Annotated in this window: 19 protein-coding genes; 14 read left to right on the top strand and 5 right to left on the bottom strand. The window is 66.7% G+C overall.

All coding sequences use genetic code 11. The features are described from left to right. Positions 1–65: 65 nt before the first annotated feature. Entirely contained in the window at positions 66–1,004 is a 939-nt protein-coding gene (locus OB905_12610) for an alpha/beta fold hydrolase (GenBank protein ID MCU4926811.1), read from the top strand. Positions 1,005–1,021: 17 nt separating this feature from the next. Here OB905_12610 and OB905_12605 read toward each other — a convergent pair whose 3' ends face one another. Continuing rightward, complete coding sequence (locus tag OB905_12605; protein ID MCU4926810.1) at positions 1,022–1,513, bottom strand: tryptophan-rich sensory protein; 492 nt, start codon at positions 1,511–1,513, stop codon at positions 1,022–1,024. Between the two features lie 101 nt (positions 1,514–1,614). Here OB905_12605 and OB905_12600 point away from each other — a divergent pair, with 101 nt between their 5' ends. The 3 genes from OB905_12600 to OB905_12590 are packed head-to-tail and all read left to right on the top strand — an operon-like array spanning position 1,615 to position 4,334. Next, positions 1,615–2,547, top strand: a complete 933-nt coding sequence (locus OB905_12600) for a VOC family protein (GenBank protein MCU4926809.1) — start codon at positions 1,615–1,617, stop codon at positions 2,545–2,547. Then, positions 2,544–3,215: an alpha/beta fold hydrolase gene (locus OB905_12595; protein ID MCU4926808.1), complete on the top strand. Its 672-nt coding sequence runs from the start codon at positions 2,544–2,546 to the stop codon at positions 3,213–3,215. Before OB905_12600 ends, OB905_12595 begins: the two co-directional genes overlap by 4 nt. 51 nt (positions 3,216–3,266) lie before the next feature. Further along, positions 3,267–4,334, top strand: a complete 1,068-nt coding sequence (locus OB905_12590; protein ID MCU4926807.1) for a M42 family metallopeptidase — start codon at positions 3,267–3,269, stop codon at positions 4,332–4,334. A gap of 38 nt (positions 4,335–4,372) precedes the next feature. Here the strand turns inward: OB905_12590 and trkA are convergent, their stop codons facing one another. Continuing rightward, positions 4,373–5,710, bottom strand: a complete 1,338-nt coding sequence (gene trkA, locus OB905_12585) for a Trk system potassium transporter TrkA (protein MCU4926806.1) — start codon at positions 5,708–5,710, stop codon at positions 4,373–4,375. 132 nt (positions 5,711–5,842) lie between these two features. Continuing rightward, a complete protein-coding gene (locus OB905_12580; protein ID MCU4926805.1) occupies positions 5,843–6,364 on the bottom strand; it encodes an SRPBCC family protein in 522 nt (173 codons plus the stop codon). 107 nt (positions 6,365–6,471) lie between these two features. Here OB905_12580 and OB905_12575 point away from each other — a divergent pair, with 107 nt between their 5' ends. The 10 genes from OB905_12575 to OB905_12530 all read left to right on the top strand — a co-directional run bounded on the left by OB905_12575 (position 6,472) and on the right by OB905_12530 (position 19,834). Then, positions 6,472–7,209, top strand: coding sequence for an NAD(P)/FAD-dependent oxidoreductase (locus tag OB905_12575; protein ID MCU4926804.1), 738 nt, complete (start codon positions 6,472–6,474; stop codon positions 7,207–7,209). 129 nt (positions 7,210–7,338) lie between these two features. Then, on the top strand, positions 7,339–9,558 hold the full coding sequence (locus OB905_12570) for an IucA/IucC family siderophore biosynthesis protein (GenBank protein ID MCU4926803.1): 2,220 nt from the start codon (positions 7,339–7,341) through the stop codon (positions 9,556–9,558). A 264-nt stretch (positions 9,559–9,822) separates the two neighbouring features. Then, positions 9,823–10,998 (top strand): PQQ-binding-like beta-propeller repeat protein, encoded by a 1,176-nt coding sequence (locus OB905_12565; GenBank protein MCU4926802.1) that lies wholly within the window; start codon positions 9,823–9,825, stop codon positions 10,996–10,998. A gap of 74 nt (positions 10,999–11,072) precedes the next feature. Then, positions 11,073–12,278 (top strand): bifunctional phosphopantothenoylcysteine decarboxylase/phosphopantothenate--cysteine ligase CoaBC, encoded by a 1,206-nt coding sequence (coaBC, locus tag OB905_12560; GenBank protein ID MCU4926801.1) that lies wholly within the window; start codon positions 11,073–11,075, stop codon positions 12,276–12,278. A 91-nt stretch (positions 12,279–12,369) separates the two neighbouring features. Then, positions 12,370–12,939: a hypoxanthine/guanine phosphoribosyltransferase gene (gene hpt / locus OB905_12555; protein ID MCU4926800.1), complete on the top strand. Its 570-nt coding sequence runs from the start codon at positions 12,370–12,372 to the stop codon at positions 12,937–12,939. A gap of 162 nt (positions 12,940–13,101) precedes the next feature. Continuing rightward, the gene (locus OB905_12550; GenBank protein ID MCU4926799.1) at positions 13,102–15,033 is read left to right on the top strand and encodes an ABC transporter substrate-binding protein; all 1,932 of its coding nucleotides are present in this window, start codon (positions 13,102–13,104) and stop codon (positions 15,031–15,033) included. An 87-nt stretch (positions 15,034–15,120) separates the two neighbouring features. Continuing rightward, on the top strand, positions 15,121–16,074 hold the full coding sequence (locus OB905_12545) for an ABC transporter permease (GenBank protein ID MCU4926798.1): 954 nt from the start codon (positions 15,121–15,123) through the stop codon (positions 16,072–16,074). A gap of 220 nt (positions 16,075–16,294) precedes the next feature. Continuing rightward, positions 16,295–17,320, top strand: coding sequence for an ABC transporter permease (locus OB905_12540; protein MCU4926797.1), 1,026 nt, complete (start codon positions 16,295–16,297; stop codon positions 17,318–17,320). Beyond that, entirely contained in the window at positions 17,320–18,405 is a 1,086-nt protein-coding gene (locus OB905_12535; GenBank protein ID MCU4926796.1) for an ABC transporter ATP-binding protein, read from the top strand. The genes OB905_12540 and OB905_12535 overlap by 1 nt, the downstream gene beginning before the upstream one ends. Beyond that, positions 18,398–19,834, top strand: a complete 1,437-nt coding sequence (locus OB905_12530) for an ATP-binding cassette domain-containing protein (GenBank protein MCU4926795.1) — start codon at positions 18,398–18,400, stop codon at positions 19,832–19,834. The genes OB905_12535 and OB905_12530 overlap by 8 nt, the downstream gene beginning before the upstream one ends. A gap of 49 nt (positions 19,835–19,883) precedes the next feature. Here OB905_12530 and OB905_12525 read toward each other — a convergent pair whose 3' ends face one another. Further along, the gene (locus OB905_12525; protein MCU4926794.1) at positions 19,884–20,237 is read right to left on the bottom strand and encodes a hypothetical protein; all 354 of its coding nucleotides are present in this window, start codon (positions 20,235–20,237) and stop codon (positions 19,884–19,886) included. 42 nt (positions 20,238–20,279) lie between these two features. After that, positions 20,280–21,398 (bottom strand): helix-turn-helix domain-containing protein, encoded by a 1,119-nt coding sequence (locus tag OB905_12520; GenBank protein MCU4926793.1) that lies wholly within the window; start codon positions 21,396–21,398, stop codon positions 20,280–20,282. Between the last annotated feature and the right edge of the window lie 21 nt (positions 21,399–21,419).

The raw sequence follows: 21,419 nt of genomic DNA, 5'->3' as shown, positions 1-21,419 counted from the left end.
GTAGTAGTATGAACTCACCGCTCTTTGGCCCCACGTTGAAGGTTCTTCGCGGCGTATTCAGTGCCATGAACGTTCGAACAGCGGTGGCGTCGGCGATCGGCGCCGCGGGGACGGCCGTGGTTGGCAACCGACTGCTCTCGCGTCGGGCGGGCAACCTCGAGAGTTCGCTGCCGGGCGTCGAGCGAACCTACCGCTGGCGCGGCATGGACGTCGCCTACACGGAAGCAGGCAATCCGGACGATCCGGACGTCCTGCTGTGTCACGGGATCCACGCCGCTGCGAGCAGCGACGAGTTCGAACCGATCGCCGCGAAACTGGCTGACGACCACCACGTCGTTGCGGTCGACCTTCCCGGATTCGGGCGGTCGGATCGCCCCCCGCTGGTCTACTCACCCGGGATCTACACGGAGTTCCTCCGGGACGTCGCGACGGACCTGGTCTCTGAACCGACCGTGATCGCCTCCTCGTTGACCGGTGCGTTCGCCGCGGAGGCGGCGCGAGAGGCGCCGATCGGACGATTGGTGTTGATCTGTCCGACCGACGAGACGGGCCCAGATCGGCCGCGACTGCGGACGCTGCTTCGGACGCCGGTAGTTGGCACGACGCTGTTCAACCTGCTCGCGAGCAAGCCCTCGCTGCGGTACTTCTACGCACGAGACGGCTACGAGGATCCGACGGTTCTCGACGACGGGCGACTGGCCTACGCCTGGCGCAGCGCCCACCAACCCGGCGCTCGCTACGCACCAGCATCGTTCGCGTCGGGTGCGCTCGACCCCGAGACGGATCTGGCGACAGCGCTCGCGGGCCTGGAGATTCCGGTGACGCTCGTCTGGGGGCGTGAAGCCGAGCGCGTTCCTCTGCAGGAGGGTCGAGATCTCGCCGACGCCGCCGACTGCGACCTGGTCGTCGTCGACGAGGCGAAGCTGCTTCCTCACGCGGAATACCCCGAGACGGTTGCTGAGTACCTCGTTAGCGAGCGCCCGCGTGCCGGCACCGATCGGTAGCCGGTGTTCGAATCGGCTCAGGTCGCGTAGATGGCGTAGTTGAGCACCGTCGCGAACGAGACCCACACCAGATACGGAACCAGCAGAGCCGCGGCCACCCGATCGACCCTGGCGACGGCGCCGATAGTGGCGACGATTGCAACCCATAACGCGACGATCACGGCCAGTGCCAGTCCGGGTCGCTGCAGGCCGAAGAAGGCCGGCGTCCAGGCGAGGTTCAGTGCGAACTGGACGGCGAACGCTGCGAGGGCGATCTGGACATCGCGTCGGCCCAGACCCCGACGCCAGAGACGAAAGACGACGACGCCGAGGAGAGTAAACAACAGCGTCCAGACGACCGGGAAGGCGATCTCCGGCGGGTAGAACCACGGCGGCTCGAACCAGCCGGTATCGCTGCCGACGAAGACGCTCGGGGCGGACCCAAGGAGGTTGGCGCCGACGATCAGCCCGAGCGCGACCGCGAGGTTCCGCCCTGAGAGGGTCGACGGCCGCAGTGCTCGAAGGCGCATACCGGTCGTACACCGAGCAGATGGTAGTCAGTTGGGGTGGCGAAATGCAGTTGCGGTGTCCCGGCTGCGTGCTTTTGTGTCCGGCGCGCCTCCCTTCGGGTATGCATCGAGACGAGGCTCCGGTCGGCATCCACCACGTCACCGGGACCGCAGGCGACGCCCAGGCAAACGTGGACTTCTACGCGGGGACGCTCGGACTCTCGTGGCTCGTCCGCACCGTCAACTTCGAGGACGTGCTGACGCCACACCTCTACTACGGCGATCCGAGCGGCCGACCGGGCTCGGTGCTTACGTTCTTCCCGTTCGGTGAGACGGATCCCGGGCGAGTGGGTCCGCCCCAGCCGACAGCGGTCGCCCTCGCAGTTCCCGAGGGATCGCTCCCGGACTGGACTGAGCGGTTGGAGAGGCGAGGCGTCGACATCGGTGGCCGAAGCGATCGGTTCGGCGAGCGCGTGCTCTCGTTTCCTGACCCGAACGGAACGCGGGTTGAACTCGTCGAGACGTCGCGCGTCGAGGCGGAAGGCGAGGCGGAGACCCGCATTCGTGGAATCGACGGCGTCACCCTCCAGTCGGTAAACCCGTACGCGACCGCAGCAGTCCTCGAGACACTTGGCTTCGACCGCGCCGACCAGGAGGACGACCGCATCCGATACCGTGGCACCGCTGACGTGGGCCGCGTCGTCGATGTCGTCGACCGGGAAGGGGAATTCGGCAGGGAGGGCCCCGGAACGCTCCACCACGTCGCTCTCCGAGTTCCGGATTTGGATGCGCTGTACGCGTGGCACGACCGGTTTCGCGACCGCGACGCCGAGGTGTCGCGCGTGAAAGATCGGCACTTCTTTCACTCGTTGTACATCCGGGAGCCGGGGGGAATTCTCTTCGAGCTGGCCACCGAGGCGCCGGGGCTGGCGCGAGCCGCGGACCACGATCCAGGCGACTCGATCTACCTCCCGGAGCGGTTCGCCCACCAGCGCGACCTCGTCGAGCGCCAGCACCCAGAGTTCATCGCGCCAACCGAACCCGTGGGGCGATGACCGGGGAAGGCTCGATCGTCGTTTCGGGGGCCCCCCGGGCCGCCGCTCGCGTCGCGGTCGTTGCGCTTCACGGACGGGGTGCGACGGCCCAGGGAGTAATCAACCTGCTCGAGCCGGTCTACCGTCGTGGCGTCGTCTTCATCGCACCCGAGGCCGACCGCAGCAGCTGGTTCCCACGGCCGGCTGGGTCGCCCATCTCGGATAACGAGCCCCAGCTTACCGAGGCGGTCGCGCGGGTCGAGGGTGCGCTCGAACACGCTGTGCAGGCGGGAATACCACCCGAGCAGACGGTGCTGGTTGGCTTCTCCCAGGGTGGCTGCCTGGCAGCCGAGTACGTCCTGCGCCGGCCACAGCGCTACGGCGGCGTCTTCGTCCTTTCGGGCGCGATTCCGGGCGACGATCCGACGGATCGTCTCGACGAACTCACTGACGGGTCACAGCAGGCTCGAGACGGCCTCGGCGGCACGCCGGTGTGGTTCGGCGGCCACGCGGCTGATCCGGTCGTCGACCGCGAGCACGTCGCCGCGAGTGCGGCGGCGATCGAGGCGCTGGGCGGCGAGGTGAGCGTCGACCTGGTTCCCGGCGATGCACACGCGATCACAGACGCCGACGTGAGTGCACTCTCGACGACGGTAGAGCGGCTCCGTGGCAGAGACCCCACCGAATAACCCGGGTCTCCTCTAGCCGAGTTTATCACTGATTAATCTAAAGAGTGGGGTATGGGAGAGAACTCGATCGACGTCGGCTCGCTCTCGACGCTCACCGAGATCGACGGCGTTCCCGGATACGAAGACCGCATCCGGGAGCACGTCGTCGGCGCCCTCGAAGGCTACGTCGACAGGGTACAGACCGACGCGATGGGGAACGTAGTGGGAACGCTCGACGGAGCCGACCCCGACTACGAGGTCGCCGTAGCGGCCCACATGGACGAGATCGGCTTCATGGTCAGACACGTCCGGGGCGACGACGACGGCTATGGCTTTCTCGAGATCGACCCGTTGGGCGGCTGGGACGCCCGCGTCCTGCGCGCCCAGCGGGTAACCGTCCACACCGAAGACGGCGATCTCCCGGGCGTGATCGGCTCGCCGCCGCCTCACACGACCGACGAGGACGATCGGGGAGAGCCCGACGTTTCCGACTGCTACGTCGACGTCGGCCTCCCCGTCGAGGAGGCCAGAGCACGCGTCTCCGTCGGCGATCTGGTCACGATGTCTCGCTCGACCCGTCAGGTCGGGCAGACGGTGACGGGGAAAGCGCTCGACGACCGGGTCTGTCTGTTCGCGATGCTCGAGGCGGCCGAGCGGCTCTCCGAGCCGGACGTGACGATCCACTTCTGTGCGACCGTCCAGGAGGAAGTCGGCCTCCGCGGCGCACGGGCGCTCGGCGTCGACCTCGATCCGGACCTGGCGATCGCTCTCGACGTCACCGTCGCCAACGACGTTCCCGAGGCCGACGACGGTGATCACGTCACCGAGCTCGGTGGGGGAACGGCGATCAAGCTCAAGGATTCGAGCGTCCTGACGAACCCGAAGGTCCACCGCCGGCTCCGGGAGACGGCCGAGGATGCGGAAATCGACTACCAGCACGAGGTGCTACCTGCCGGCGGCACCGACACGGCCGGCTTCCAGCTGGGCGGTGGTGCTACCCCGGTCGGGGCGCTCTCGGTCCCGACGCGGTATCTCCACACCACCACCGAGATGGCCCACGTAGCCGATATTGCGGCCACGGTCGATCTCCTCTGTGCGTTTCTCGAACGGGAAAACGGGCGGCAGGACTACACGCTGTGAGGAGCGGATAGCGGGGCCCAGCTTCGTTTACGGCCCAGTCAGAGCGCGTCGGCGATCTCGCCGACGAGTTCGGTTTCGACGAAGACAACGACGTGGTCGCCGTACTCGACGACGGTTTCGCCGCGCGGCGGGATGACTGCTCCATCGCGGGTGAGCGCGCCGATAACGACTCCCTCGGGAAGCTCTGCCATCGTCTCGCGGATCGGCCGTCCGAGGAGGTGACTGTCCGAATCGACTTCGATCTCGAGGACCTCCGCTCGGTCGGATTCGAGCATCGCGAGGTTCTCAGTGCGCTTCTCGCGGGTAAACCGGGTGATCTCTTCGGCGGTGACCAGCCGAGGGTTGATCGCGACGTCGACGCCGACGGTCTCGAAGAGTTCGACGTACTCGCCGGATTCGACGATGCCGACGGTTCGGTCGACGCCGATTCGCTTTGCCAGCAGGGAGACGAGCAGGTTCTTCTCGTCGCTATCAAGGGTGGCGACGACGATGTCCGACTCGTCGACGTGTTCGCGGACGAGGAAGTCGATGTCCGTCGCGTCGCTTTCTAAGACGAGCGTATTCGGGAGGGCCTCTGCCAGCTCCCGTGCCCGGTCGTGGTCCTGCTCGACCAGTCGGGGCGAGAGCCCCTCCTTTTCGAACAGCCGCGCCGTCTGGTAGCCGATCTGGCTGCCGCCGACGATGACAATCTCGTCTGCGTCCTCGAGCGTGGGCTCGGGGGAGAGCGAACTCGCGAAGCCGCGGACGCTCGACGGCGAGCCGATAACCACGACCGCATCGCCGGGTCTGATGACGGTGCCGCCGTGGGGGACGACGACGTCCCCGTCGCGAAAGAGAGCGGCGAACGTCAGCGACTCGTAGCGGTCGGCCTGCGAGACGGTCTCGCCGGTGATCGGTGAGTCGGCATCGATCTCGAACTCGGCCATCTGGACCGCGCCGCCCGCGAACTGCTCGACGTCGCAGGCGCCGGGTAGACCAGCGATGCGGACGATCGCCTCGGCGGTGTAGAGGTTCGTACAGACCATCGCGTCGACACCGAAGGCACCCGCAGAGCGGTTCCAGGTGTCTAACAGGGTCGTCCGCTTCACTCGGGCGATCGTAAACGGATCGTCGACGGTCTTGGCCGCGCCGCAGATGACGACGTTCGTCTCGTCGTCGTCGGTACTGGCGATGACCAGTTCTGCCTTCTCGATGCCGGCCTCGTCTAACGTGTCGATCGAGGTTCCGTCACCCTCGAGCGCGAGGACGTCCAGATCGTACGTGATATCCTCGACGCGGTCGGGATCGTTGTCGATCACCACGACGTCGTGGTCGGCGGCGATGCTCTCGGCGATGTTGGTCCCCACCTCGCCGGCGCCGACGACGATTACTCGCACGCGAACTCCACCATAAACTCGGCTATCAGACCGAGCGGCAAATCCGTTTCTATCGCATCCGAATGGCGCGAACCGTCGCACGAGGGTGCCGGTTTCGGACGGTTCGAACCCGGGTGCGGCCAGAAGGCGGCGTCAGGGAAGTTCGTGAACGGTGAGTTCGACCTCGCGAGCCTCGCCCTCGACGTCGGCGACGAGGCGCTCGACGACCTCTTCTGCCTCCGACAGCAAGCGAGGCTCGACCTTCCCAATCACCCAGTCCAGCGAGACGAACCGCGGCAGCGAGATCGCACCCTCGTCGGCCGAGTGGGGATCGTACGTCGCCTCGAAGTAGATCCGGCTCGCCGTCTCCTCGTCGGGCGGGGCGGCGCCGGGTTCTTCTTCCACACGCCACTCGCCGCGTGCGTCGAGGTCGTTCAGCAGGCGCCACGCGAGCGAGTTCGGTGCCGAGACGTCGACGACCTCCGATCGGGCCGTGTAGGAGAGCTTCCACCACGCGAGGCGAAGATCGTAGACCGAGCCGACGCCGCCGTCGCCGCTGACCTGGACGTCTGTCAGGTGCTCCGTGTACCGGGGATAGTCGCCGAACGATCGCACGTACGGAAAGACCTCCTCGGGTGATCGGTAGGCGACGGTGCTGAGGAGAATTCTGTCCACGATCCGGCTACGACCGGATAGAACGTAAGAATTACCATCGCAACGGACGCGCCGGTCGTTTTGCGCGAGTGGGAACCTTCTATACCCGCCGTCGGCAACGGAGAGGCATGCGAGACGTCTGCATCGTCGGCGGGGGCGTTTCCGGCCTCGCCGCCTCGATCTTCACCGCCCGCGCGGGTCTCGATACCCTCGTCATCGACGGGGGCGAATCCATCCTCGCGCGCAACGCGAGCCTCGAAAACTACCCCGGCTTTCCGGACGGCGTCGACGCGCGCCGGTACCTGCAACTGACCCGTGAGCAGGCCCAGAACGCGGGCGCGACGTTCGAACTCGGACGCGTTACGAGCGCCGAACTCGTCGACGAGAACGACCTCGAGGCTGGATTCGTCGTAGAGACCGAGGGCGGGGAGCCGATCGAGGCGCGCCGGGTGATCGCCGCCTCCTGGTCGGACAGCGAGTACCTCGTCCCCCTCGACGTCGGACGTATCCAGCGTGGGAGCAAGCACTTCGTCAGCGTCGACGAGGGCGGGCGCACGGCCGTCGACGGCGTCTACGCGGCGGGCCGAATCGCAGGAGAGCCACACCAGGCGATCATCGCTGCCGGCCACGGCTCGAAGGTCGGCCTCGCGGTGACCCACGACTCGGACGTGAACTTTTACCACGACTGGGTCGCCCCTGAGGGCTACTTCACGGGTCGCGGCCGCGAGGTGCCCCCCGGCTGCGAGGAGATCGACGACGAGGAGCGCCGGAAGCGCGACGAGCAGGCGCGCGAGACGATTCTCGAGGCGTTCGCCGAGCCGCTCGACGAGGAGCCGACGATGCATCCCAGTGTCGAACGAGACTGAGCGCGGGCGATCCGGGGCCAGTCACTGCGCCGCCGACGTCGACGCAGACGCCGGCACGCAGTTCGAGGCACTCCCTGTGCAGTTATCACGGCTCGTGGTGAGAATTCGACCGATGAGGCGACGGCGATGATGAGCGAACGTGACCGAGGTGGACGCGAGCCGCGCCTCCGGACGGACGCCGAGCGAGAGGCTCTCGGTGCCGCGACCCGGTACGCACGGACCCACGGGTTGGAAACGCCCGCTGAGACGGCGTATCTCGCGGCGCTCCCGAAGGCCCGCCGCGAGATTCTCCGCCGGTTCGTCCGAGGAGTGCTTCGCGGGCGTCCGGCAGGAATAGCGGAGCCCCGATTTCTCGACCCGGACGCCGACACCGTGCCGAACGAGCCGGCGCCGCTCGGCGCGCTCGACGGGGACCAACTGCGCAGCCTCGCCGAGCCGCTGTCGGATCGGTGTCGGCGGCTCGCACTCCTCCCGTTTCCCGCCTCCGAGAGCGTCGTGGTCGCCGCGGTCGCAGCGAGACACGGCTACGACCGGTTTCGGTTCGCCGGCCCGATTCGGCGCTGGTCTGCGGACCGGGCTGGGATCGAATCGGCGGCTCGTTCGAACGCGGACAACCGACTGACCCACCCGGTTGACTTCGTCCCGCTGCTCGCCCACGAGGGCGCGTTCGGGGACGCCGAGCAAGCCGAGCGGATCCGGACCGAGGTGGCCGAGAGTGCCGCCAATCTGGCGCTGGCGCGGCTGGCAGAACGCGTGCAGGCGGGGGGAATCGAGGCACTGGGAGCAGAGACGGCCGCGTCTCCCTTCGACGCCATCGCGGCCGGCGTCCCGGCCGCCGATCCCGCCAGCGCGTTCGAGCGCATCGTCACCGGCGGCCACCCGTTCCACCCGGCGGGGAAGATTCGACAGGGCATGAGCGCCGCCGAAGGGCTGGCCTACGCCCCGGAGTTCGCAGAGCGGATCGATCTCCGGTTCGTCGCCGTCGACCGGGAGATTGCCCTCGAGACGGCTACGGCCGGCGGGAAATCGCACGCGCGATCGGGCGATAGGAGTCAATCTGAGCTGGCGGGCGACGGAACGCAATCTGCGCCGGCAGCCGACGGGGACCGCCTGACCGACCGGCTGTACGACGCGTTCGCGGGGCTCGAGTCGGCGGCTGAGCGCGCGATTCCGACGGGGCGGGCAGTCGACGAGTACGCGGTCGTCCCCGTCCACCCGCTGCAGTACTACCGGACGATTCCGGCGCGCTACGCCCGTCAGCGCGCCGAGGGCCGGGTCGTACCGATTCCCGACTACGCCCACCCGGCGACGCCGCAGCTCAACCTCCGGACGGTGGTTCCCTACCAGACCGATCGCACTCCCGACGCGCCCCTCCCGCATCTCAAGCTCGCGATCCCGGTCCAGACGACGAACGTCGTCCGGACGCTGTCGCCCCACGCCGTGACGAACGGGCCGCAGGTGACCGACGTCGTCCGGGAGATCGAGCGACGGGAGTCCTTCGAAGCGTTCGGACTGCTCTCGGAGCCGGTGGCGACCTGCTACCACCCGCCGGGCGGTCCCCACCCCGAGGGCGAGGCGTTCGACGACGCCCGCCACCTCTCCGGGCTGCTCCGGACCAATCCCGCTGCGCACCCGCTCGTCCCGGAGGGCGCGGCTCTGGTGGTCGCCTCGGCACTTGTCGCCGACGCGCCGTCGACTGGGCGCCCCCTCGTCGCCGAGTTGATCGATCGGTACGGGGAGGTGCAGGGCGTATCGAGCACCGAGGAGGCTGCGCTCGCATTTCTCGAGGAGTACCTCTCCATCGTCGTTCCGGCGCAACTGCGCCTGCTGTGTGTCTACGGCGTCGCCCTCGAGAGCCACCTCCAGAACAGCCTCGTCGTCTTCGACCCCGAGCGCGCGCAGCCGATCGCGGCCCTGGTCCGTGATCTCGGCGGAATCCGGGTCCATCAGGGCCGGCTTACTGAGCATGGGCTCTCGATCGATCCGTACCCGGACTCGGATCTCGACGCGGACGGCGAGGCGGACTGCTACCGGAAGCTGTACTACGCGCTCTTCCAGAACCACCTCGCGGAACTGATTGCGACGATCGCGACGGCGCTTCCGGTCGACGAGCGCGACTGCTGGGCGCTCGTCCGTACCGAGTGCGAGCGGGCGTTCGAGACGCTCCGTGCGGATGGGCTGGCGCCGGCGGACCGCATCCGGCGCGACGAGCGCGCCCTGTTCGCGGAGCCCGCGACCCACAAGGCGCTGACCGCCATGCGGCTTCGCGGTAAGCGCCACGAGTACGTCACGAGCGAGGTGTCGAATCCGCTGTCGGAAGCGGGGCAAAAGCGGATCGTTCCGCAGTGACGAAGGCGATGCGGTTTCTTGAAAGCAGCCGAAATGGTGGTCAGCACGCGAACCCGTCGGCCGCACCACGGTCGCGCCACGAGCGTGAGTACACGCCACGAGCCCGGGACACGCCGATCGAAGCAAGGCAGCGCGAATCGAGGAGGGTACCGGCGATGAGAGGGGGCGGGTTGCTCGACACGTGCCGACGAAGCGCGGAAACTGTCAGACAAGCAAAAAGGTTTTTTTGAATAGACATTCCATTCACGAAGGAGCCACCCCCAGATGAACGAAAACGACACAGGTGAAGTGAGCCGACGCCGCGTTCTCCAGGTCGCCGCGAGTATCGGCTGCGCGTCGATCGCTGGATGCGGGAGTCTCCCGTTCGACGAGACACCGCCCGAGCGACTGGAGTGGGAGTTCAGCAGGTCCAACAGCGATGTGCTGGAATCAGCCTCACCGACGGTTGTGGATGGAACCGTTTACATGGGGTTCGACCACGCTTGGGCGATGTACGCGGTGGACGCAGAGACTGGCGAGCAGGAGTGGGCGTTCGACGAGCCGACGTGGCGAGTCAGCACGTCGCCTGCGGTCGCAGACGGCACGGTCTACATCGGCTCGTGGGACGAGACGCTGTACGCGGTGGACGCGGAGACTGGCGAGCGAGAGTGGGCGTTCACGGAACCGACGGAAGAGGTTCGCTCGTCGCCGACAGTCGCGAACGGTACCGTCTACGCCGGATCGATAGATGGGACGCTGTACGCGATGGACGCCGAAACTGGCGACCAAGAGTGGGCGTTCACCGACCCCGAGTCGATCAATCAGTCGGCGTCGACGGTTGTCGACGGCCTCGTCTACGTTGGATCGGTAGATGGGACGTTGTACGCGGTGAATGCGGACAGTGGCGAAGAGGAGTGGGCATACACCGTTCCGGGGGGGATTACGCAGTCGTCTCCGACGGTCGCAGACGGCCTCGTCTACGTCGGATCGGACGATGGAGCCCTGCACGCGGTAGACGCGACAACGGGAGATGAGGGGTGGACGTTCGACGAGTCGCCCGACCCGATCTACTCGTCGCCGACGGTCGCGGACGGCACGGTCTACGTCGGCGCCGGCGACGAGACGCTGTACGCGGTGGACGCCGAAACCGGCGAGGAGGAGTGGGCGTTCACCGAACCGTCGGAAGCGGTCGACTCCTCACCGACGGTCGCGAACGGAACCGTCTACGTCGGTTCGTGGGAGACGCTGTACGCGGTGGACGCCGAAACCGGCGAGGAGGAGTGGGCGTTCACCGAACTGGAACGGATCGCCTACTCGTCACCGACCGTGGTCGATGGAACGGTCTACATTGGTGGTGGGGAGACGCTGTACGCGATCGACGCGGACGTGGACGGATCGAGCGAAGACTCGCGGGTCAGGCTGGGCACGCTCGGACACCACGACGACGTGCGTAACGGGTAACGAGCTGTGCGTCGATAGCGACCGGCGTCGATCCTCGCTACCCTTAACACACTTCGAGAGAGACTAGCAGCCGAATGCTCGAGGGAGTCAACGTCGCACTCGGGGTGACGGGGTCGATCGCGGCCGTCAAGACGGTCGAACTGGCCCACGAGCTGCGACGGCGCGGCGCGTCGGTTCGAGGCGTGATGACGGGCAGCGCACAGGGAATCGTCCACCCCTGGGCGGTCGAGTTCGCCACCGACAACGACGTCGTCACGGAGATCACCGGTAGCGTCGAACACGTCGAGCTCTGCGGGTACGATGGCTGGGCCGACGTGCTCCTGATCGCGCCGGCGACGGCGAACACGGTCGGGAAGATCGCCGGCGCGGTCGACGACACGACGGTGACGACGTGTGCGACGACCGCGCTCGGCGCCGACACGCCGGTCGTCATCGCGCCCGCGATGCACGAGCCGATGTACGACCACCCCGGCGTGCTCTCCGCGATCGGAACCGTCGAGGGGTGGGGAGTGGAGTTCGTCGAGCCGCGGATCGAGGAGGGGAAAGCGAAGATCGCGTCCGAGGAGGCGATCGTCGCCGCGACGGCCCGCGCGGCCGGGGATCGCCCGCTCGCGGGCCAACATGTCGTCGTCACCGCAGGGGCGACCGCCGAGGCGATCGACCCGGTTCGGGTGCTTTCGAACCGTTCGTCGGGGAAGATGGGGCGGGCGGTCGCGACGGCCTGTGCGGTTCGGGGCGCCGACGTCACGCTCGTCCACGGCCTCGTTGGAGCGCAATCGTTGGCTGACGCGGCGGAGCCGGGCCTCCCCGGTGAGATGGTCGACGTTCGGCAGGTCGAGAGCGCAGCGGAGATGCGCGAGGTAACGCTTGGGGCCTGCGCGGACGCCGACGCGTTCGTCTCGGCGGCCGCGATCGGCGACTACACCACCGACCCGAGCCCGGAGAAGTTGCGCTCCGGGGAGCCGCGAACGCTCGAGTTGGAGCCGACGTCGAAGCTGATCGATGCGGTTCGCGACCGAGACGCGGACCTCCCCATCGTCGGCTTCAAGACCGAGGCGAGCGGCGACGAGCGTGCCATGATCGAGGCTGCGGGGCAGCTAATCGATCGCGCGGGACTCGCGTTCGTCGTCGCCAACGACGCCTCGGTGATGGGCGCAGATCGGACCCGGGCGCTGCTCGTCCACGGCGAAGACGTCGCTCGGTTCGAGGGATCAAAGGCGGGGCTGGCCGGCGAGATCGCCGACTCCGTCGCGGTCGTCGTGAATGCGACCGTGGAGTGACCGAACCGTCCGCACGCTCTGTTCACTGATCGACCGCTCCGGTGAGCAACTGGATCGTCAACTTTTACTCGGACACCGACCCACCCACGACATGGATCAGCTTCAGCGGTCGCTGCTCGAGGCCCCGATTATCGAGAAGAACGACTACCACTACTTCGTCCACCCGATCAGCGACGGCGTCCCGGAGCTCGACCCGACGCTGCTGCGCGAGATCGTCATCCGGATCATCCGCAAGGCGCGACTCGAGGATGTCGACAAGATCGTCACGCCCGCGGCGATGGGCATCCACATCTCGACTGCCGTCTCGCTGATGACCGACATCCCGCTGACGGTCATCCGAAAGCGCGAGTACGGCCTCGAGGGCGAGGTTGCCATCTCCCAGGAGACGGGCTACTCCGAGAACGAGATGTACATCAACGACGTCCACGAGGGCGAGCGCGTCCTCGTGCTCGACGACGTGCTCTCGACCGGCGGCACGCTGGCCTCGGTGCTCGAGGCCCTCGATTCGATCGGCGCCGACGTCGTCGACACCGTCGCCGTCATCAAGAAGGTCGGCGGCGAGAACGCCGTGGCAGACGCCGACTACGACGTGAAGACACTGATCAACGTCGACGTCGTCGACGGCGAGGTCGTCATCGTCGACGAAACCGGCGACGATTAGCGCTAGCGGAGCCGCCGCATCTCAGCCGTCACTTCCGGTACCGATTTCGATCCCGTTTCCCCTGAACCGTCAGTAATTCGACTGGATCTTTTCGATGGCGATTCTGCGATGGCGCGCGGAGCGTCCAATAACCTATATGTGCTCGACTCACAATCGGAGACCATGGTGTGGGAACAGGACCGGTCGGGGCCCGCCCTCGACCGGCGGGACGTGTTACGTGGGATGGCAGCCACAGGCGTGGTGGGCGCCGCAGGCTGTCTCAGCTGGGGGGATAGTGGCGACGTCGCCAACCTCGGCGCCGCGTTCGAACGAGCGACAGTCGAGGTCGACGACATTCGGCGCGGGGGGACCCTGCGCGTCGCGCTAAACGAGATCGTCTCCTCGTTCGATCCGCCCTACGGCGTCGACACGGCCTCGGTGATCGTCCAGAATCTCATCTGGGAGAGCCTGACCGCGACCGACGCCGAGGGCAATCTCTATCCCTGGCTCGCCGAGAGCTACGAACTCCGAGACACACAGGATATCGATCGGGCGGCCTACGACGAGTACATGGTCGACATCTCCCACGGCGAGAACGGCGTTCCCGAGACCGACGCTCAGGTGGTCGTCACACACCCAGAGACGGACTCGTCGGCCGACGAGGGGCGGTACCTGACGGTCGACCAAACCGGCGACGCCGTCGCCGACGGCGTCTACGGGATGCAGTTTCGCTACGACCTCCACGAGGGAGTCGAGTTCACCAACGGCGAGGAGCTAACCGCCGAACACGTCGTCCGGTCCTACGAGCGCTACGAGGGGTCGCATATGGCCGGACAGGTGTTCGACCAGTTCCTCTACGCCGAGGCGGTCGACGAGTACACGGTCGACCTCTACGCACAGATCCCGGACGCCGGCGCCGAGCGCGACCTCCCGGTGTACGTCTTTCCCGACGAGCAGGTCGATCTCGATCCGGGCGGACTTGACCCCCGAGAGGGCGTCACGCCGGTTGGAACGGGACCGTACGAGCTCGCGGAGTTCGAAGACGAGAACTACGTCGTCCTCACCCGCAACGAGGACTACTGGTTCGACATAGAACAGACGGAGTGGTGGGACGGCCCGGCCGACTGGCCGGACGGTCCCGTAATCGACGAGATCGACATGTCGATCGTCCCGGACGACGCGACGCGTTCTGCGGCGCTGCAAGACGACGACGTCGACGTCGCCTACGGACTCACTGCCGACGCGCGAACGGACTTTCAGCAGTCTGCCGACTACCGCGTCACCGCCACACCGGCTGGCGGCTTTACGTTCCTCCAGTTCCCGGTGACGGTCGCTCCCTGGGACGATGCGCGGGTGCGTCGGGCCGTCAATCACCTCGTCCCGCGCGAACAGATCGTCGAGAACATCTTCTCGGGCTGGGCGATGGAGTCGTGGGCGCCGCTGCCGGAGATGGCCGCCGAGCAGGGGTCGGCCGACTACGACGCCTTGATCGAGGAGCTACGCGAGTACAACGAGTACGACCCCGACCGCGCCGAGGAGTTGCTCTCCGAGGCTGGCGTCTCTACGCCGATCGACGTGACCATAGAGACGAACTCCGAGACCGAAGACCGGGTTCGGATGGTCGAACTGATCGCCGAGGCGATGGACCAGTCGGGGCTCTTCGAGACGTCCATCGTCACCTACGAGTGGGGAACGTTCTTACCCCGGGTGATGGACCCCGAGTACCACGAACGGGGTCGGTTGCCAGTCATCTGGCTCTCGGGGACGTTCAACCCCCACAGCTTCGTCGAGTCGACCCACCATCCCGAGCAGTTCACCGAGTGTTGTAACTACCAGAACGTCGATATCGACGAACTCACCGAGGCGATGGAGGCCGCACAGTACGGAACGGACGTCGCAAACGACGACGACCTCCGCGCCGAGCGCTACGACGAGATCTGGCGATTGGTCCAGGAGCACAACGCAAACTCCTACCTCGAACTCAGCGTCGAGTCGGCCGTCGTCGCCGACGACGTTCGGGGGTTCAACGCCTACCCGTTCCCGGAATCGATGCTGCGCTACGGTCTCTACGCACCGATGGACCGACAGCTCACGTATCTCGACGGTGAGGACTGACCGCGATCGCTCGTCACGTCCCACCCAGCCGACCATGACCGACCGCACGTACGCACCGCTCGGACGATCACGAACGCAACCGTCACGATGAGCCTTCGCCGATTCCTCCTGTGGCGTCTGCTCACGGCCGTCCCCACGCTCGTCGGCGTCTCTCTGATCACGTTCGCCCTGGTCTTTCTCACGCCGGGCGATCCCGTCACTCGACTGGTCGGACTTAACCCCGACATCACCGCCGCCGACGAGGCCGCGCTGCGCTCCCGGTACGGGCTCGACGGTCCCGTCTGGGAGCAGTATCTAACCTGGATGGGAACCGTCCTGACCGGCGATTTCGGGCAGGTCGTCGGAACGAACCGCGACGTGAGTGCGGTCGTGATCGCGCGCCTCCCCGAGACAGTCGCCCTCGGCCTCTTCGGCTGGGCGTTCGGGCTCATCATTGCGATTCCGACCGGCATCTACGCGGCAGTCCACCGCAACGAACTCGGCGATCACGTCAGCCGACTCGTTGCGCTCTCTGGCATCTCGGTGCCGAACTTCTGGCTTGGGCTGGTGTTAATCCTCGTCTTCGCGCTCTGGCTCGACCTCTGGAGCGTGCTCGCGCCCCGTCAACCGCTGTACCACCCCGAGATGCTCTGGCACCTCCTCCTGCCGGGGCTCACGATCGGGACGGCCTCGGCGGCGATCTTGATGCGAATCGTCCGCTCGTCGCTCGCCGAGGAGCTGAACGAGGAGTACGTGACCGCTGCCAGAGCGCGAGGCCTCCCGGAGCGGACGGTCGTCTGCAAGCACGCGCTCCGGAACGCCCTCGTCTCCGTGGTTACGGTCGCTGCGTTTCTGACGGCGAGTATCGTCTCTGGCGCGGTCGTCGTCGAGTACGTGTTCAACTGGCCGGGACTTGGCCGGGAGTTCGTCGAGGCGATCCACGCTCGAGAGATCAATCTCATCATGGCGATCACGCTGTTTACCGGCGTCGCCATCGTCCTGGCGAATCTGCTCGCGGACATCGTCTACGCGGTTCTCGATCCGCGGATCCGCCACGAGTGACCCCGATCTATAGCTGTGTCTGGCCGACACCCGTCCCCGTATCCGAGACGCCCACAATCATATGTCCCGAGTGCAACTCCTCAGCCGAGACGCGAACCGAAGGTGAGCGATGACGAACGGACCTGATCGACCGACCAGCGATTCCCGCCCGACGGCCAGTGAGCGAGCCCAATCGAGGAGCGGTCACCAGTCGACCGCGACCCGTCGCGGCCGCCTCGAGATCGTCGGCTTCGATCCACGCCGGGTCGAGCGACGCGAGCCACTGTCCGAACACCGGGAACCCGCTGCGAGCGCGACACGGGGAGGCTCCACGAGCCGACGCCGACGCGCACTTCGGCGATTTTGCCGCAATCGCAGCGCGATGTTCGGGCTGATCGTCGTCGTCGGGATGTCCCTGCTGGCGATCTTCGCGCGACCGATCGTGCTCTTCGGTGTGCCCGTTCAGCCGTTCTCGATCGCGCCACACGATCCGACGGCGATCCTCTATCTGCAAGAGGGGTACACCGACGTCGGGCGGTACGATCCGCCCTCGCTCGCCCATCCGATGGGAACCGACGGCTCCGGCCGCGACGTCTTCTCGCGGGTCATCTACGGCGGGCGCTACAGCATCTCGATCGGCGTCGTCGTCGTCGCGCTGACCGCGAGCGTCGGGATGATCTACGGCAGCATCGCGGGCTACTACGGCGGCTGGCTCGACGAGATCATGATGCGCGTCGTCGACGTGATCTTCGCGTTCCCCTCGCTCGTTCTGGCACTGTTGCTCGTGGCGATGCTCGGCGGTGGCTACTGGCAGCTGGTCGCCGCCTTCTCCCTCGTGGGGTGGGCGACGTACGCCCGACTGATCCGCGGCGAGGTCCTGGCGGTCAAAGAGAACGAGTACGTCCTCGCCGCGCGAGCGATCGGCGCGCGCGACCGCACGGTCATCGTTCGACACGTAGTGCCGAACGCCGTCGCACCGCTGCTCGTCCAGGCCTCGCTCTCGATCGGGACCGTCGTCATCGGCGTCGCCGCGCTCGGCTTCCTCGGAATCGGGATGGAGCCCGGAACGCCGGAGTGGGGGACGATGCTCGACGACACTCGGGAGACCCTCATCGGCGGGGGCGGCGCGATCCCGTGGTGGGCGACGGTCTTCCCCGGCGCAGCGATCTTCCTGTTCGTGCTGGCGACGAATCTGGTCGGGGACGGGATTTCGGACGCCCTGGACGCGCGGGTTCCGGATGAGAGTCGTCGTGGAGGTGGCGGCTGATGGCCCTGCTCGAGGTCGAGGGGCTCTCGGTTTCGTTTCCCGCGGCGGAGGGCCCAGTGCGCGCGGTCGATGACTTCTCCTATAGCATCGAGCGCGGCGAGACGGTCGGTATCGTCGGCGAGAGCGGTGCTGGCAAGAGCGTCGCCGCGCGTGCGCTGCTCGATCTCGTCGAGTGCCCCGGTCAGATCGAGGGCGGAGAGATCCGTCTCGACGGCGAGAACCTTCTCGAGCGCTCCGAGCGCGACCTCCGTGACGTCCGTGGCAACCGAATCGGGATGGTCTTTCAGGAGCCGGCGGCCGCGTTCAACCCTTCCTACACGGTCGGCGAACAGATCGCCGAGGGGATCAGACACCACCTCGCGTACGACGAGACGGCGGCTCGCGACCGAACGATCTCGCTCCTCCGGCGGGTCGGGATCGCCGAAGCCGAAACGCGCTTCGAGCAGTACCCCCACCAGTTCTCCGGCGGGATGCTCCAGCGGGCGATGATCGCGATGGCCCTCGCCTGTGATCCGGAGCTACTGGTCTGTGACGAGCCCACGACGGGGCTCGACGTGACGGTTCAGGCCCAGATCCTCGATCTGCTTGCGGAGATCGCAGCCGAGTCGAACACCGCCGTTCAGCTCATCACGCACGACGTAAGCGTCGTCGCACAGCTCTGTGAGCGCGTGGTAGTCATGTACGCGGGAACGGCCGTCGAGACCGCCCCGGTCGAGGACCTCTTTTACAACCCGAAACACCCCTACACGGTCGGACTGTTGAGTTCGACTCCTCGCCTCGGCGACGCGACCGACCGACTCCGGACGATCCCCGGAACGATGCCAGCGCCCGCCGACCTGCCCACGGGCTGTCGATTCCATCCGCGGTGTCCGTACGCCGAGCCAGCCTGCACCGAGCGCGAGCCACCGCTGCTCGATCCCGAGACCGGCGCTGAGGCGCCACCGGGCGCCCGTCGGGCCGCAGCGTGTCTCGAGTACGCCGGCGAGCTCGACGACGGACTCGACTACACGGTCAGGGTTCGGGAGCCGGCGGCGGAGACCGGCCGAAATCCGCCGACACGCCGCGAGGAGGGAGACGATGACTGACGACCGCCCGACCGACGCGGAGCCGATCCTCAGCGCCGAGGGGCTGACCAAACACTACGAATCCAACCAGGGGGTTCTCGACTCCCTGCTCGGCCGTTCTGTCCCGGTCCGGGCGCTCGAGGGAGTCGACCTCGAACTCTATCCCGGCGAGACCCTCGGCATCGTCGGCGAGTCGGGCAGTGGCAAGACGACGCTCGGCCGGGCGCTGCTTCGTCTCGTCGAGCCGACCGCGGGGACCGTCGCCTACCGGCCCAGAGACGGGTCCCATCCGGAGTCGGTAGATCACACGGTCGATCTGACCGCCGTTTCGAACTCCCGTCTTCGCGATCTTCGGACGGAGCTTCAGTACGTCTTTCAGGACCCATCGGCGAGTCTGAATCCGCGGCTCACCGTCGGTGAAATCGTCGGTGAACCGCTCGAGATTCACGACATCGCAGACGGTACCGCCCGAACTGACCGCGTCCGCGATCTCCTTGAGACGGTCGGGCTCGATCCGGACCACGCCGCCCGGTATCCCCACGAGTTCTCCGGCGGCCAGCGTCGCCGGATCGGGATCGCCCGCGCGCTCGCGGTCGAGCCGTCGGTGATCGTCTGTGACGAACCCGTCAGCGGACTCGACGTCTCCACGCAGGCCCAGATCGTAAACTTGCTCGCGGATCTACAGGCCTCCCACGGGCTCTCCTACGTCGTCATCGCCCACGATCTGCGTGTCGTCGAGCACGTCGCAGATCGGATCGCGGTGATGTATCTCGGCGAGATCGTCGAGCAGGGGCGGACGGAAGACGTCTTCGCGGCGCCCCATCATCCGTACACTGAGGCGTTACTCTCGGCGATTCCCGAACCGGATCCGCGCTGGGACGGCGAGCGGATCCGGCTTTCTGGAACGGTCCCGTCGCCGGTCGATCCGCCGTCTGGCTGTCGGTTTCACACTCGCTGTCCACGTGCTGTCGCGCCGGCGGAGTACGACATTTCCGCCGACACCTGGCAATCGTTGCTCGCCCTGTGGCGGCAGCTCGACGGTGCCGAGGGCATTGAGGCAGTCGTTTCGGCTAGCGAGATCGACCCGTTCGTGGGTGACGGGATCGATACGTCCACGGCTAACGAGGCCGATACGTCCGCAGCTGATGGGATCGACGCGCCTGCGGTCGATACACTCGACCGGCGGGTTCGGTCGGCGTTTTCGCTCCCGCGACCGCTCGCCGACCCGCGAGCCGAGTCGGCCCTTTCGGCGACGATCGAGAGACTGTCCGAGTCGGGCATCGAGCCAGCGCTGTCACACCTCGAGGCGACGTTCGCCAGTCCGTGTGTGACCCACCGTCCGACGTCGACAGCGCTCGACGACGGACACGAGATCGCCTGCATACGGTACGACGACGAGCTGCCGGGGAGGATCCCTGGGCGTGGCGCCGATGCGGGAGAGAACGAGTAGGTTGCGAACGCGAATTCGACGGCCGCAATCGTGGCGGTATCCCGAGCGATTACTGCGGACTCGGATCGACGACGACGTCACCAGCACTCGAAACCGTAATTCGACAGCGCTGATAGGAGAAGGTGATCGTGACCGGCGGTCCCTGTGGTCGGGACGAGTCCACGAGGGTTCCGAGCGCTTCGGGGTCGACCTGCTCGAACAGGGGCGGCATGCTGGTCACATCTTGATCTGTGACGGTGGCCACGAGATCGACGATAGTCACGATCGGATCGTCGTCCGGACCGAACGTTGCTTGCGGACACCCCTTTGGCTGCTCGTCATCAAGAGCGATACTGTCGTCACGGAGGCCGGAGCCGGAGGTCCAGGAGCCGCCTGTATCGGGGTAGGTTGTCTCGTCACTCATACCTCGTAGCAGTAGCTGCGCTACAGTAAGGGTGGACGCTGACTAGTCAGTGCTTCCGACGCTGGACTCTTCGAAGAGGTACCGAAGCACTGTCCGCTGGGCCTTCCGAAGATGCTGGTTGAACGTCTGTCTGGTCACGTCAAAGCGGGCGGCGAGCTCGTCGCCGGTGCTGGTTCTGGGCGTGTCGAAGTAGCCGCTGAAGTAGGCAGCATCCAGTACGGCCAGCTGGCGATCTGTGAGCGCGTCGGCGACGACGTCGTACAGCAGGTGCGGCGAGTAGACGAGCTCTTCGGAAACGAGTTCGACGCCGGAGTGAAACTCCTCGATCCACTCGGCTGCAGCGCGGTGGTCGGCGTCGCCGGGAAGTTCCCCAAAAAACCGGACCTCGTCGCGGCTGACGACCATCCCGCGCGGACGCCCGCCGAGTGACTGAAACACCTCTGCAACCGTGGCGTCTTCCGCGCGTGCTTCGATGCGGCTGTACCCCTCGGCCGTGCTGAGCAACCGCACGTCGACGAAGTGGGGGACCTCTTCGATCGCGGTGACGAACTCGCTCGCCGACAGATCGCTGGTGCCCATATACTGGATGGTCGCGCCGTCGGGAAGCGAGACCACCGACTCGACGTCGAGTCGCCGCTCGCCACCGGTGACGCGAAGCGACGGCGGCACTGCGGACTCGTCGGTCCGAAACTCGAGACGACGCATGTGGTCGCTGAGGAGCCGCTCCTCTCGCCGTTTCACTCTGGTCACGTCTTCGAAGGTGACGACGACGTACGCCGCCTCGCCGCTCTCTGTCCCCAGCGGGGCGGCGTTGCTCGTCACCCACCGTTCGGAGCCGTCCGGGTGCGTGAGCCACTGTTCGAAGCCGAACTCGGGTTCGTTCGTCGCGAAGACGCGGGCAATGGGATGCTCGTCAGTGGCTGCGGGTGCACTGTCGTCGTAAAGGTTCCACTCGAGCGAATCATAGGGCCGGCCGGTAAGCGACTCCCGAGACCGGCCGAACGTTTCCGTCGCCCGCTCGTTCACGAACACGATCGTCCCCGTCGAATCGACTACGGCGATGCTGGTCGGGCTTCGCTCGAAGATACGACGAGCCAGCGGTCCCGGCGGCACTGGCTCGCCATCTCGTGTGCTGTCGTCGTTCGCTGGCTGATTGGTCATGGTAGGTGACTCGTCGGGGTA

The organism is Halobacteria archaeon AArc-dxtr1 (assembly GCA_025517425.1).
GTDB lineage: Archaea > Halobacteriota > Halobacteria > Halobacteriales > Natrialbaceae > Halostagnicola.
This window is presented reverse-complemented; position numbering and strand designations above follow the sequence as displayed.

Excerpts from the sequence above, each read along its gene's own strand:
- OB905_12590 (MCU4926807.1), top strand. The coding sequence starts at position 3,267 with ATGGGAGAGAACTCGATCGACGTCGGCTCGCTCTCGACGCTCACCGAG.
- hpt (MCU4926800.1), top strand. The coding sequence starts at position 12,370 with ATGGATCAGCTTCAGCGGTCGCTGCTCGAGGCCCCGATTATCGAGAAG.
- OB905_12520 (MCU4926793.1), bottom strand. The coding sequence starts at position 21,398 with ATGACCAATCAGCCAGCGAACGACGACAGCACACGAGATGGCGAGCCA.
- OB905_12575 (MCU4926804.1), top strand. The coding sequence starts at position 6,472 with ATGCGAGACGTCTGCATCGTCGGCGGGGGCGTTTCCGGCCTCGCCGCC.
- OB905_12565 (MCU4926802.1), top strand. The coding sequence starts at position 9,823 with ATGAACGAAAACGACACAGGTGAAGTGAGCCGACGCCGCGTTCTCCAG.
- OB905_12605 (MCU4926810.1), bottom strand. The coding sequence starts at position 1,513 with ATGCGCCTTCGAGCACTGCGGCCGTCGACCCTCTCAGGGCGGAACCTC.
- OB905_12550 (MCU4926799.1), top strand. The coding sequence starts at position 13,102 with ATGGTGTGGGAACAGGACCGGTCGGGGCCCGCCCTCGACCGGCGGGAC.
- OB905_12600 (MCU4926809.1), top strand. The coding sequence starts at position 1,615 with ATGCATCGAGACGAGGCTCCGGTCGGCATCCACCACGTCACCGGGACC.
- coaBC (MCU4926801.1), top strand. The coding sequence starts at position 11,073 with ATGCTCGAGGGAGTCAACGTCGCACTCGGGGTGACGGGGTCGATCGCG.
- OB905_12525 (MCU4926794.1), bottom strand. The coding sequence starts at position 20,237 with ATGAGTGACGAGACAACCTACCCCGATACAGGCGGCTCCTGGACCTCC.
- OB905_12595 (MCU4926808.1), top strand. The coding sequence starts at position 2,544 with ATGACCGGGGAAGGCTCGATCGTCGTTTCGGGGGCCCCCCGGGCCGCC.
- OB905_12570 (MCU4926803.1), top strand. The coding sequence starts at position 7,339 with ATGAGCGAACGTGACCGAGGTGGACGCGAGCCGCGCCTCCGGACGGAC.
- OB905_12530 (MCU4926795.1), top strand. The coding sequence starts at position 18,398 with ATGACTGACGACCGCCCGACCGACGCGGAGCCGATCCTCAGCGCCGAG.
- OB905_12535 (MCU4926796.1), top strand. The coding sequence starts at position 17,320 with ATGGCCCTGCTCGAGGTCGAGGGGCTCTCGGTTTCGTTTCCCGCGGCG.
- OB905_12610 (MCU4926811.1), top strand. The coding sequence starts at position 66 with ATGAACGTTCGAACAGCGGTGGCGTCGGCGATCGGCGCCGCGGGGACG.
- OB905_12545 (MCU4926798.1), top strand. The coding sequence starts at position 15,121 with ATGAGCCTTCGCCGATTCCTCCTGTGGCGTCTGCTCACGGCCGTCCCC.